Below are 12,555 nucleotides of genomic sequence, written 5' to 3' on the forward strand. Positions count from 1 at the left end.
AAGCATATTGTGGCCCAGGGGAGATCCAGCGAGCCCCTGTGCAGTAAGGCCCACTCGGGAGTGGGCCTTACAGCGCATTATTTACCGTTTAGCGTTGTGCACGCTTTTCCATAAGTGCCAGCAGCTGGTCTTTCACATGGCCAAGCTCCGGCTTGTGCTCGCGAATTTCTTCCAGGGTGAGGCCGTGCAGTTCGTGTGGGAACACCAGCCACTGATCGGTTTTGTGGATGTAGAAATCCGGGTCTTGATCTGTCTGGTTATTGCCGGGCTTGAAGTAGGGCGTGGCCACTTTGATGTCGGGCGTGTTTTTACGGCACATGGCCTTCAAATCTTTAATGGCCTGCTGCACGCTAAGTCCGGAATCGTACACATCGTCTACAAACAGCACCGAGTCTTCCGCGTTGACGTTTTGCACCAGGTAGTTGAGCCCGTGCACAACCACCGTGCGGCTGCGCTCGCCAATACCCGTATAAGACGAGGTGCGAATGGCTATGTGGTCTGTTTTTACATCCAGCACATCCAGCACTTCCTGCACGGCAATGCCCACGGGTGCACCGCCACGCCATATACCCACAATGTAATTGGGGCGGTAGCCGCTTTCATAAATTTGCAAACCCAGCTGCAGTGAATCCACCAACAATTGTTGGGCGCTGATATAGGTTTTTTCCATGAAGGCTTCCCCGAGAAAAAAGCGGCGAATTTACACCAGTGCGGTTAAAAATCAACCGCATGGCCAGAATTAGCGCTAAGTCTGCGCTAGCCACCGGCCGGGCGCAATAAATCTTAGCTTAAATCCCGCTTAATTAAAGAAACATTTCCCGATCAAACCTGTTGCGCGCCCTAGCTTGCCAAAACCTGACCATACCGTTGGGTTAGTTTGGGGCAGAGGTGCACTTTGGCAGTGCATGGCATCCGAGGCGCTGCCCGTCGCTTCATACGCACGTGTGGCGCGGGCGGCGTAGGTTGCTGCCAAAGTGTGAGCAATGCGATTAAGTTATTGTTTTAATTAGTATTTAATAGTTTTTATGGCGTGGTTTGTTGGTCATAAAAAGTTCAAATTTAAGCCGAAAGCCTTAATTTCATTGCAATTTATATTGGTAACATAGCTGCGTCACACGTCTGTCATATGGCGTGCCGACAATCACGCAACATTTAGCTTTGACTATTTGGTCAGCAATGCTTGCCCTTGTGGTAAATGCAGAATGAGAGCTGTAGCGGTGTTTCACCGAGTGTTGGTGAAGGCCTGGCAGGGCTGGCCATAACAATAAATAAACAGATGCTGCGCAAAGCGGCCTGGAATCCAAAACCCAAGCATAGGAATGAGGGTGAACAACCATGAATGTTAAGAACTTATCTCGCAAGCCGTTGGCGCTTAGCGTGCTTTTGGCGTTGGGCGGCGCTGATGCCCTGGCTCAGGATACCTCCTCCGGTATTCGCGGCCTGGTTACCGGCCCCGATGGCAACCCCGCAGGCGCGACCCGTGTGATTATTGTGCACGAGCCGTCAAACAACACCACCGAGGTGGTTACCAACAGCTCGGGCCGCTTTACAGCCAATGGCCTGCGCGTGGGTGGGCCTTACAAGATTGTTGTGGATTCCGATGTTTACCAGGATGCCCAATACAAAGATATTTTCCTGAAGCTGGATGAGCCGCTGCGCTTCTCGGCCGCGCTGCAAGGCGGCACCATGGAAGAGATGACGGTAACGGCCGAGCAATTTTTGCGTGAGGGTAACTCGGGTACTTCCAGCGTATTTGGCGCAGATACCATTGCCAAAACGGCCTCTATGGATCGCGACATCAAAGATTTGGTGCGGCTGAACCCGCTTGCGGTGGTGCACCCGGGTGCAGATAACGAACTGTCTGTTGCGGGTATGAACCCACGCTTTAACAGCCTGACTGTTGACGGCATCAGCCAGAACGACGATTTTGGTTTGAACTACAACGGCTACCCAACCCGTCGCTCGCCAATTTCTACCCAGGCGCTTGAGGCGATTTCACTGGATACCACGCCCTACAATGTGCGCGCGAGCGGATTCTCCGGTGCGCAAATTAACGCGGTTACCAAATCCGGTGGCAACGAATTCCACGGCTCGGCCTTCTACGAAACCCGCGGCGACGAGCTGGGCGGCACTGCGCAACCCGATGGCCCGAAAGGCGATGAAGTGGATCTGGATTACGAGCGCACCAACTGGGGCCTCACCTTTAGTGGCCCCATTTTACAAGACACCCTCTTCTTCTTTACCAGTTACGAAAAGTACGAATCGCCCACAGCGCAAGAGTGGGGCCCCGATGGTGCGGGCCTTGCCAACAGCGTCAACCTGAGTGAGGCGGGCTATAACGAGGTGCGCAGCGCCATTAACAGCCGCTACGGTTTGGATGTGGGCGACTGGCGTGCAAGCCCGAACGAAGAAGACGAAAAGTTTTTGGGTAAGCTGGATTGGAACATCAGCGACGATCAGCGCGTGTCGTTAACTTACCAATACACCGAGGGTAACTCGCTGGAGTTCAGCGACTCGCGGTCCAACCGTTTTTACAGTGCCGGTGGTGCTTACAACAAAACGGAAACCCTGAAAAACTGGGCAGGCCAGTGGTACTCAAGCTGGTCAGACAATTTTTCTTCCGAGCTGAGTGTGAACTACAAAGATGTCGTGACCGAGCAGGTGTCGCTAAACGATGGCATGCCCGCTATTGTTGTTTTTCATGAAAACACCGAAGTGCACTTGGGTTCAGACCCGAACCGCCACGGCAACGAGCTGGAAAATCAGCGCTTTGGCCTGGAGTGGGTGGGCGAATACCTGATGGGTGATCACACCCTGTCGTTCGGTGCCAAGTACGACAAGATGGAAGCGTTTAACCTTTATGTGTACAACGCCAACGGCTCCTTCGAGTTTGATAGCCTGGCAGACCTGAACGCGGGTAATGCGGCAGTGTCTTACGACAACGCCTACACCAACGTAAAAGAAGATGCCGGCGCCAACCTGAGCATGGTAACTACCAGCCTGTTCGTGCAAGACACTTGGGCTATGACCCACAACTTCGAGCTGACCTACGGCTTGCGCTACGAGAAGATCACCGCCAATGAGGCGCCCAACTACAACAGCAACTTTGAAGCCAACTACGGGTTTTCAAACCAGGAAAATCTGGACGGCAAATCAATTTTGTTACCACGCTTGGGCTTCACCTGGGATATTCAAGACGATTTGCGCTTGAAAGGTGGCGTTGGTCGCTTCTCTGGCGGCCAGCCCAATGTATGGCTGGCCAACTCCTGGAGCAACGACGGTGTAACTTATGTAAGCGCCGGTGAGAACGACTACACGGGCCTCACCTCGCTCACTATTCCCGCCGACATGCTGCTCGATGAAACCGATCGTGGCGACGGTTCTACCAACGTGATAGACCCACGCTTTGACCTGCCTTCCGATTGGCGCGCGGGCCTTGATGTGTCTTACGTGTTGCCCTACGAGGTAGACCTGAACGCTAGCTACACCTACATCAAGCAAGACAACCCCGTGATGTGGTTCGACCTGGCCCGTGAAGAAATTGGCACCACTGTGGATGGCGGCCGCAAGATTTACCAGCCCACCCGTGGTGATAACTACGACCTGGTGCTAACCAATTCCGACAAAAACGGTAACAGCCAGATTTTCTCAACCAGCTTGTTCAAGCAGTGGGATAACGGCCTGTCTTCAAGCTTCTCTTACACCCATCAAGACATTGATGAAGGCACCTACGGTGGCAGCTCAACGGCGCACTCGAACTTCCGCTACGCCCCCGGCATTAACCGCAACGAAGTGTACATGGGCCGCGGTAACTACGAAGTTGAGCACCGCTTTGTATTGAGCCTGAATTACGACACCGAGTTTGTAGAGGGCTACCGCTCTACTTTTAACCTCTACATGCAGCGCATGTCTGGCAAGCCGTTCAGCTATGCATTGGGTGCGTTCCGCGATGGCGACCTGGGTGATCAATCCAAGTTCAACAGTGCAAACAACTACCTGCCCTATGTGCCCACCGGTGCTGATGATCCGGCCATGGCCTATGGCGACGGTACTGGCAGCGCGCTCACCTACGATGAAATCATGGAAATTTTCAACGCCGCAGGTTTGGGTAAATACGCAGGCGGCTATGTGCCTAAGAATGTGGGCACCCAACCCTGGCAAACCCAGATGGACCTGAAGTTCACCCAGGAAATTCCTGGCTTTATGGAAGGCCACCGCGGTGTGATTGAACTCACCATGAACAACGTGTTGGATTTCCTGAACGACACCGGCATTTACGAAAACGACATGGGCCGCATTCGCTACAAGCGTTTCAACGATCGCGCAATTGTTGATTACGATGTAATCAACGGCCAGTACGTTTACCGTGAAGCCTTTGGTGGCACCGACCTTCGCAACTGGGATACCTACGATGCTGAAGCCTCCACCTGGGCGCTGAAAGTTGGCGTGCGCTACGAGTTTTAATCGCGTGTGCTAGATCCTCACAACCCCGGCCCTGTGCCGGGGTTTTTTTTAGGTAAAAATTGGCGCTTTGTCATTGTGTTGACGTTTTAGCAGCTTACGTTAATGGATGACCGCCAAGAAGGCTGTGAAAGTCGCGCGGTTTGGCCTGTTGAACCGCCGCCGGGTTTTCAGTGGTGCTATGGCGCTCGCGCGTGTGAACGCAATTGCAGGCGTGCTGCGCCCAACGTTCAATTTGCAAAGGTAATTACAATGAAAAGATTACGCTTGTTGAAATGTGTATTCATTGCGGGGTTGCTTGGCGTGCCTGTGGCTAGCTTGGCAAACGTGATTAATGGTGACTTTGAAACCTGGAGTGGGTCTTCACCGGATGGCTGGACAACCATCGACAGTGGTATCAGCGTGACTAAATCCACTGCCGTTGTGCATAGCGGTTCTGCGGCGGCTGCGGTAAATGTCACCACCGGTTCGCAATCTTCAACAGATTTTAGGCAGTCGGTGAGTGTGAGCGCCGGGGAGACATACGATTTTTCTGTGTGGGTACAACATACTGAAGGCCGTGTTAAAGCGCGATTGTATGTAGATGGCTACCAAGGCTATTCAGACAACGGGTTAATAAATCAGTGGCAGCAACTGAGTCACAGTTACACCGCAACTTTTACGGGCACCATTGAGGTGGGGCTCAGGTTTTATGATCAATCGGGATTTGATGGCGCAGAAGTTGTCTACCTGGACGACTACACACCCAGTGCAGGTTCAGGAGGTGGCGCAGGAGGTGATGTAGACGGCTACTATAATGCCGCCCAGGGCCTCAGTGGTTATGCCTTAAAAACCGCACTGCACAATATTATTAAAGATCACAATGTGCAGGGTTACAGCGCCCTTTGGGGCTTTTATGCCGCCCATGAAGTGGATAATTACTACGAGCAAGATGGCAGCATTCTGGATATTTACTCTGAAAATCCCTCGGCTCCTGAGGCCTACACCTATACCGCAGTGGCTGATCAATGTGGCAGCTATTCCGCCGAAGGCCATTGTTACAATCGCGAGCACAGTTTTCCGCGCTCCTGGTTTGGTGGCGCAATCGAGCCAATGAATTCCGATGTGCACCACATATTCGCAACCGACGGCTATGTAAACGCCCTGCGCGGCAGCTACCCCTTTGGTGAGGTGGCGAGTGTGATAGCAGCCACCAGCAATGGCAGCCGTTTAGGTGATGGGCAGTTAAGCCAAGGCTACACGGGGGTGGTGTTTGAGCCCATAGATGAATTTAAAGGCGATGTGGCCCGTGCGTATTTTTACATGGCAACCCGCTATGAAAATGTGATTGGCGCCTGGGCATCCAACAGCAGCTATAGCGACGCCGTGCTTGATGGGAGCGGCCAAAAAGTATTTGAAACCTGGATGCTCTACCTGCTGATTGATTGGCACAAGGCCGACCCGGTAAGCCAAAAAGAGATTGATCGCAATAACGCGGCGCACGCCTACCAGGGTAATCGCAACCCGTTTATTGATCACCCCGAATACGTGCAGGCTATTTGGGGCCATTGACGCAAAGGCGCGCGGCGGTGCAGTGGTTCGCGCGTCGCGCTAGCGCTTTTTGGGCGGTGTTAAGCCGCAGCCTTTGAGGATCATGTGGCTCAGGAAATCCGCAATTTGCTCCACCATGGCGGGCTCGTACTCGGCGCGATTCATGATGGTGAGCACCTGGGTGTCGAAATCTGCGTAGTGCTGGGTGGAAGACCAGATTAAAAAGATCAATTGCACCGGGTCTACCTTGTCCATGCGGCCTTGGCTAATCCAGCTTTCCATTACCTGCGCGCGGGCACGCACCCAGGTGCGCATGTCTGAGCGGAAGTAGTCTTTCAGGTGTGGTGCGCCCTGAATAACTTCCATGGCAAAGAGCTTGGAGGCCCGTGGGTGCGAATAAGAAAGCGCCACTTTCTTGCGCACAAAGGCATCCAAGGCCACGGCTGGGTCGTCTGCTTCGGTAATGGTGTCGAAGAAGTCGTTCCACATCGAGATGATGTTGTTGAGGATGGTAACGTACAGGTTCGATTTACTTTTAAAGTAGTAGTGCACATTGGCCTTGGGCAGGCCTGCGCGATCGGCAATGGCCTGAATGCTGGCGCCCCGGTAGCCGTGTTGTACAAATTCCTCTTCTGCGGCGCTCAGAATATTGGCGAGATTGTCTTCGCGAATCTTGCCGGCCTTGTATTTGCCAGTGGGCGTTTCCTTGGGGTCGAAATCCTGGCCGTTATCTATTACAGGTTTATTCATGCGCTTGTTCAGTGTGTTAGAGGAGGGCGGCCTATGCCGCAGGCACTTTATACCATATTCGTTCAACGGGCGTGAGGTCAGGTATCCTGCGGGGGCTGCGGCCTGTGCTAGCGTTAGAGAGGGGAGTTCAATCGCATATTTTCAAATGTTGGCTATTTAGACAGGTTTTTGTTTAAATGGCGCGATAACAAGAACCCAGGCACGGAGGATAGCCGGTGCGCTTTTGGTTAAATGGTCATCAAACCACAGTAGACGATGCCTCAGCAGACACCACAGTGCTGCAGTATCTGCGTGCCAGCCGCACAAGCTTGGGTACCAAAGAGGGCTGCGCCTCGGGTGATTGCGGTGCCTGTACGGTGCTGGTGTCTGGTTCCCAAGGCGAGGGCCCAGGTGGCGCGCGCTACCAGGCGGTGAACAGCTGCCTGCTGCCCTTGGGGAGTGTGCAAGAGCGGCAGTTACTCACCGTTGAAGGTCTTTCCTGCGGCGCACAGTTACACCCGGCGCAGCAGGCGTTGATCGATTATCACGGCTCTCAATGTGGCTTTTGTACGCCGGGTTTTGCGATGTCGCTGGCCGCTGCCGCACAGGCAGCCAGCCCCGAAGATACCGAGGCCCGGCGTGCCCAGGTGTTGGATGCCATTTCAGGCAATTTGTGCAGGTGCACGGGCTACAAGCCCATTGTGGAGGCCGGCATAGCGGCCTGCGGGGCCGGTGCTGAATTGCCCTATGTGGCAGCCGCAGCCAAGCCCGCAGCCGAGCCCTTGAGGGGCTTTTTTCAGCCAGAAACCGAAACCGAATTGCGCGAACTGCTAGCGGCGCACCCGGAGGCGCGCATTATTGCCGGCGGTACCGATTTAATGCTGGAGGCCACCCAGGCCTATCAATCCCTCGCACCGCTGATAGACGTGAGCCGGATCCCAAGCCTCACCCGCATAGACAGCGCCGGCGACACCCTGTGTATTGGCGCGGGCTCAACCTACAGCGCCCAAGAGCAGGCACTGGCAGACATAGCGCCTGAGTATGTGGCGTTTCTGGCACGCCTTGGCTCGCGCCAGATTCGCAATCGCGCAACCCTGGGCGGCAATATATGCAATGCATCGCCCATTGCCGATACCCCGCCCTGGCTGCTGGTGCAGGAGGCCGAATTGATTATTGGCAAACCAGAAGGCGGCTTTCGTTACGAGCGGCTGGAAGATTTTTATCTGGATTACAAAAAAACCACCTTGCGCGCCGGTGAATACCTGGCCGATGTGCGCTTGAGCCGTGCGCGCTTGGCCTGCGCGGCCAAACTCTACAAGGTGAGTAAACGCTATGAAGACGATATATCCGCCGTGTGCGGCGCCTTTTTAATAAACCCCAACAATCAATTGCGCATCGCCTTTGGCGGCATGGCCGCCACGCCCAAGCGGGCACGGCTTACCGAGGCTTTTATTAATAAACAGCCTTGGCAAACGGCAGAAAATTGGGAGGCAGTTGTCGCGCAGGCGGGCGAGTATTTAGCGCAAGATTTCACACCGCTAACCGATGTGCGCGCCTCAAAAGATTACCGCTTGCAGCTCGCCCACAACTTACTGCGCAAAGCCTGCAGGGCCTGGGCGCTGGGCGCGGATGCCGAGGCGGGTGTCTATGCGTAAACTCACCGAAGGCCACGCCCATAAAGGCAAACCAGACGCGACCCCCACAGCGCGTGTGGCCACACCTGAACGTTTGCAGCCAGCAGGCACGCAACCACTGGGCTGCCAAACGCCCCATGAATCGGCGCATCTACATGTTACCGGGCGCGCACAATATGTAGACGACGCGCCTGTGCCCGAGGGCCTGTTGTACGTGGCCACGGGCCAGTCTGTGCACGCCCATGCAGACATTACCGCGTTGGATCTAACCGAAGTGAAGCGCGCGCCGGGTGTGGTGGATGTGGTGGTGCAGGGCGATATTCCTGGCAAAATTGATGTGGCGCCGGTGTATTCCGGTGACCCGCTGCTGGCCGGCGACAGTGTGCAGTATGTGGGCCAGCCGATCTTTGCCGTGGCAGCCACAAGTTTTGCCGCCGCCCAGCGGGCGGTGCAACGCGCGCAGGTAAGTTACGCCACGAAGCCTGCCGTGCTTGAAATAAAAGACGCCCTCGCCCAGGAAAGTTTTGTGCTGCCCCAGCACCGGCTGCTCATGGGCGACCCGGATGCCGCCATTGCCAATGCGCCCCACACGCTTGCCGGCGAAATCTATGTGCGTGGCCAGGAGCACTTTTATCTTGAGGGCCAAATCAGCCAGGCCACGCCATTGGAAGATGGCGCCATTCACATACTCAGCTCATCGCAACACCCCACCGAAGTGCAAAAGCTTGTGGCCGAGGTATTGGATTTACCTTTTCACAAGGTGGTGGCCGAAGTGCGCCGCATGGGCGGCGGTTTTGGTGGCAAAGAAACCCAGGCCGCACCGCTTGCCTGCTTGGCGGCATTGTTTGCCCAGCGCACCGGCCGCCCGGTGCGCTACCGGATGCCGCGCCACGACGACATGGTGCAAACCGGTAAACGTCACGATTTTTACAACCGCTACCGCGCAGGCTTTGATAGCCGCGGGCGCTTGCTGGGTGTAGATATGATTCTGGCGGGCAAGTGCGGTTACTCGGCGGATTTATCCGACGGTATTGTGGATCGCGCCATGTTTCATGCAGATAACGCCTACTACCTGGGCGCGGCCAGCATCCTGGGTTTACGCTGCAAAACGCACACAGTTTCCAACACTGCGTTTCGCGGTTTTGGTGGCCCCAAGGGTGTGTTGGCGGCCGAGTGCATGATTGACGACATCGCCCGCCACCTGCAGTTAGATCCGCTTGATGTACGCAAAGAAAATTTGTATCAGCCCGGGCGCGACGAAACGCCCTACGGCCAAAAAATTTCACAGCACCAGCTGCCCGATATTGTGGCGGCCCTTGAGCAATCCTCAGATTACCGCGCGCGCAGGCATGCCATCGGCCAATACAATGCGCGCCACTCGGTAACCAAAAAGGGGCTGGCGCTTACGCCCGTGAAATTTGGCATTTCTTTTACTGCCAAGCATTTGAACCAGGCCGGTGCACTCTTGCACATCTACACAGATGGCAGCATGCAAATCAGCCACGGCGGCACAGAAATGGGCCAGGGCCTGTACACCAAAATTCAACAAATTGTGGCCAATGCCTTTGGGCAACCCTTGGCGCAGGTGGCCGTGGTGTCTACCCGTACCGACAAAGTACCCAACACCTCGCCCACGGCGGCCTCATCGGGCACCGATTTAAACGGCATGGCAGCACTCAACGCCTGTGAAAAAATCAAAGCGGATTTGTGCAGCTTTGCGTGTGCGCATTTTAATGTGCAGCCAGCGGATGTGGCCTTCGCCGAGGGTCAGGTAAGGCTGGGGGCTGCGCGCATGGGCTTTACGGAATTTATCCAGCTGGCCTACCTAAACCGCGTGCCGCTGTCGGCTGCGGGGTTTTACCGCACGCCAAAAATTCATTACGACCGCGCCACCGCCAAGGGCCGGCCGTTTCTGTATTTTGCCAATGGCGCAGCGGTAAGCGAGGTGATTATTGATACCGAAACCGGCGAGTACCGCGTCACCCGCGTAGACATCTTGCACGATGTGGGCGCCTCACTGAATCCGGCCATTGACGTGGGGCAAATTGAAGGCGGCTTTATTCAGGGTATGGGTTGGCTCACCAGCGAAGAGCTGCTGTGGGATGACAAAGGCCGGGTGATTTCCAATAGCCCTGCCAATTATAAAATTCCCACCGCCCACGATGTGCCCACAGAATTTAACGTGCAGCTATTTGATCAGGCCAACGCAGAGCCTACAGTGCATCGCTCCAAGGCTGTAGGCGAGCCACCGCTGATGTTGGCCATCTCTGTGTGGGCCGCGCTGCGCGATGCCTGCGCCTCTGTGGCCAATTACCGTTTTAGCCCAACACTCAATGCACCCGCCACGCCGGAGCAGGTGTACTGGGCCGTTGAACAGGCGCGCGCGTTTAATGCCCGTGGGGGTGTGCATGAATAACCTTAAATGGGCTCAGGCCATTAACCATTGCCAGCAAGCAGGGCGCGGTTATGTGATTGCCACCATCGTGCATGCCCAGGGTTCAACGCCCCGCGATGGCGGCAGCAAAATGGTTATCGACAATCAGCACACCTACGACACCCTAGGCGGCGGCCAGCTGGAGTTTATGGTGTGCCAGGCCGCCCGCGAGCTGCTGCAAAAAAATACACCCGCCCAGCAATTGCAGCCGTTTCATTTGGCCGCCCAAACCAACCAATGTTGTGGCGGTGCCGTTACTGTGTTGCTTGAATGCTTTCCCGCCTGTGATTGGCAGCTGACTATTTTCGGTGGCGGCCATGTGGCAAAAGCGCTGCTGGCCATTGTGGGCGAGCTGCCCATGCAGGTGCGGTTTATTGACTCGCGCACCGGCATGTTGCCCGAGGCGCTGCCTGCCAATTGCCGGTTTGATCTCTCCGCCCAGCCGGTGGCCGAGGTGGCCAATCTGCCCGCCAATGGCTGGGTGTTAGTGCTCACTCATGATCACCAGTTGGATTACCAGTTGTGCCTGGCCTTGTTGCGCGCGCCCCGCTGGCGGTTTTTGGGTTTAATAGGTTCACAAACCAAAGCGCGGCGGTTTCAGCAGCGGCTCAAGCACGACGGCATTAGCGATGACCTGCTCGAGCAGCTGGTGTGCCCGGTGGGTTTGGCACAAGTGCAGGGCAAGCGCCCCATGGAGGTGGCGGTATCTATTGCCGCCCAGCTGCAATCGCTTTACTACCAGGGCACAAGGCGCCACAAGGCGCCGACCGAAAGTTGGCAAACCATTAAAAAAATGCTGCGCGCAAACACAGATACCGAGGCGCAAAGCCATGACGCACCCTAGCCCTTTGTCGCTCGCCCAATTCAACGAAAGTGCAGAGGATAGCGCGCGCGCCGTTATGTTAAACGTGTGCCGCTGTGGCGATTGGGCCGATGCCATGGTGGCCGGCCGGCCCTACGGCGATGTGCACCAGATCTTACACGCTGCACGCACCCATTGGCGTGGTGATGAGGCACAGTTGTTAGAAGCCTGTAGCGGGCACGCTAAAATTGGCGACACCCGCGCCATCGCCAAAGGCGGGCACAGTGCACGGGAGCAGGGCCAGGTGGCCAGTGCCAGTGATCAGCTATTGGCGGAGTTGGCAGCGCTCAATGGCGAATACCAAAAAAAGTTTGGCTTTATTTATTTGGTGTGCGCTTCGGGCCGCTCGCCAGACACACTGCTTGCGCTTTTGAAATCGCGGCTAACAAATTCGCGCAGCCAGGAAATAATTAATGCCGCAGCCGAGCAGGCGGCCATTACCCGGTTGCGCTTAACGCAGCTGTTTTTATAGCAGTGGCTGGATGCCACCCATGAATGCACCTGAGAACGCAACTGAAAATGCAACAGAGCACACAGCAGAGAACATAACGGAGAAAGCAGAAGTGCAAAATACCCCAAAGGCACCTATCACCACCCACGTGCTGGATCTAGACGCCGGTCGCCCTGCCGAGGGGCTGGCCGTCAGCCTGTGGGCGGGCGACGCGCTACTGGCCAGTGCCACCACCGATGCCGATGGCCGGGTGATTCACTGGCCTGCAGAGATTACCTTAACTGCGGGTGACTACTGCCTGGTGTTCGATGTGGCCCATTGGTTTGAGCGCCAGAGCCGCACCAGCTTTTACCCTGAGGTCAGCATCAGCTTTACTGTGGCCTCGCTCAATCAGCATTACCATGTGCCGTTGCTGTTAAATGCGCACGGCTATTCCACCTACCGAGGCAGCTAA

The 12,555-nt window shown here is 55.6% G+C and carries 9 protein-coding genes; 7 read left to right on the top strand and 2 right to left on the bottom strand.

Annotation, left to right across the window (positions count from 1 at the left end; all coding sequences use genetic code 11):
• Nucleotides 1-88 precede the first annotated feature (88 nt).
• Complete coding sequence (locus L1F30_RS01740; protein ID WP_253358623.1) at nucleotides 89-670, bottom strand: phosphoribosyltransferase; 582 nt, start codon at nucleotides 668-670, stop codon at nucleotides 89-91.
• 665 nt (nucleotides 671-1,335) lie between these two features.
• On the opposite strand from L1F30_RS01740, the gene L1F30_RS01745 reads away from it, so the two are divergent.
• Both L1F30_RS01745 and L1F30_RS01750 read left to right on the top strand, forming a co-directional pair.
• On the top strand, nucleotides 1,336-4,464 hold the full coding sequence (locus L1F30_RS01745; RefSeq protein WP_253358624.1) for a TonB-dependent receptor: 3,129 nt from the start codon (nucleotides 1,336-1,338) through the stop codon (nucleotides 4,462-4,464).
• A gap of 249 nt (nucleotides 4,465-4,713) precedes the next feature.
• Entirely contained in the window at nucleotides 4,714-6,012 is a 1,299-nt protein-coding gene (locus L1F30_RS01750; protein WP_253358625.1) for an endonuclease, read from the top strand.
• Nucleotides 6,013-6,051: 39 nt separating this feature from the next.
• Here the strand turns inward: L1F30_RS01750 and L1F30_RS01755 are convergent, their stop codons facing one another.
• The gene (locus tag L1F30_RS01755; protein WP_253358627.1) at nucleotides 6,052-6,741 is read right to left on the bottom strand and encodes a TetR/AcrR family transcriptional regulator; all 690 of its coding nucleotides are present in this window, start codon (nucleotides 6,739-6,741) and stop codon (nucleotides 6,052-6,054) included.
• Nucleotides 6,742-6,956: 215 nt separating this feature from the next.
• Here L1F30_RS01755 and xdhA point away from each other — a divergent pair, with 215 nt between their 5' ends.
• From xdhA to uraH, 5 genes are read left to right on the top strand one after another with little or no spacing between them, the layout of a single operon-like run.
• Nucleotides 6,957-8,375: a xanthine dehydrogenase small subunit gene (gene xdhA / locus L1F30_RS01760; protein WP_253358634.1), complete on the top strand. Its 1,419-nt coding sequence runs from the start codon at nucleotides 6,957-6,959 to the stop codon at nucleotides 8,373-8,375.
• A complete protein-coding gene (gene xdhB, locus L1F30_RS01765; protein ID WP_253358636.1) occupies nucleotides 8,368-10,770 on the top strand; it encodes a xanthine dehydrogenase molybdopterin binding subunit in 2,403 nt (800 codons plus the stop codon). Before xdhA ends, xdhB begins: the two co-directional genes overlap by 8 nt.
• A complete protein-coding gene (gene xdhC / locus L1F30_RS01770; RefSeq protein WP_253358638.1) occupies nucleotides 10,763-11,632 on the top strand; it encodes a xanthine dehydrogenase accessory protein XdhC in 870 nt (289 codons plus the stop codon). The genes xdhB and xdhC overlap by 8 nt, the downstream gene beginning before the upstream one ends.
• Nucleotides 11,619-12,122: a 2-oxo-4-hydroxy-4-carboxy-5-ureidoimidazoline decarboxylase gene (uraD, locus tag L1F30_RS01775; protein WP_253358641.1), complete on the top strand. Its 504-nt coding sequence runs from the start codon at nucleotides 11,619-11,621 to the stop codon at nucleotides 12,120-12,122. The genes xdhC and uraD overlap by 14 nt, the downstream gene beginning before the upstream one ends.
• A gap of 19 nt (nucleotides 12,123-12,141) precedes the next feature.
• Nucleotides 12,142-12,555, top strand: a complete 414-nt coding sequence (gene uraH, locus L1F30_RS01780; RefSeq protein ID WP_253358643.1) for a hydroxyisourate hydrolase — start codon at nucleotides 12,142-12,144, stop codon at nucleotides 12,553-12,555.

This window comes from Simiduia sp. 21SJ11W-1, from assembly GCF_024138675.1.
Taxonomy (GTDB): domain Bacteria; phylum Pseudomonadota; class Gammaproteobacteria; order Pseudomonadales; family Cellvibrionaceae; genus Simiduia.

Bases quoted from the DNA above. Each gene is read 5' to 3' on its own strand.
- uraH (WP_253358643.1), top strand. From the start codon at position 12,142: ATGAATGCACCTGAGAACGCAACTGAAAATGCAACAGAGCACACAGCA.
- L1F30_RS01755 (WP_253358627.1), bottom strand. From the start codon at position 6,741: ATGAATAAACCTGTAATAGATAACGGCCAGGATTTCGACCCCAAGGAA.
- xdhB (WP_253358636.1), top strand. From the start codon at position 8,368: ATGCGTAAACTCACCGAAGGCCACGCCCATAAAGGCAAACCAGACGCG.
- xdhC (WP_253358638.1), top strand. From the start codon at position 10,763: ATGAATAACCTTAAATGGGCTCAGGCCATTAACCATTGCCAGCAAGCA.
- L1F30_RS01750 (WP_253358625.1), top strand. From the start codon at position 4,714: ATGAAAAGATTACGCTTGTTGAAATGTGTATTCATTGCGGGGTTGCTT.
- uraD (WP_253358641.1), top strand. From the start codon at position 11,619: ATGACGCACCCTAGCCCTTTGTCGCTCGCCCAATTCAACGAAAGTGCA.
- L1F30_RS01740 (WP_253358623.1), bottom strand. From the start codon at position 670: ATGGAAAAAACCTATATCAGCGCCCAACAATTGTTGGTGGATTCACTG.
- L1F30_RS01745 (WP_253358624.1), top strand. From the start codon at position 1,336: ATGAATGTTAAGAACTTATCTCGCAAGCCGTTGGCGCTTAGCGTGCTT.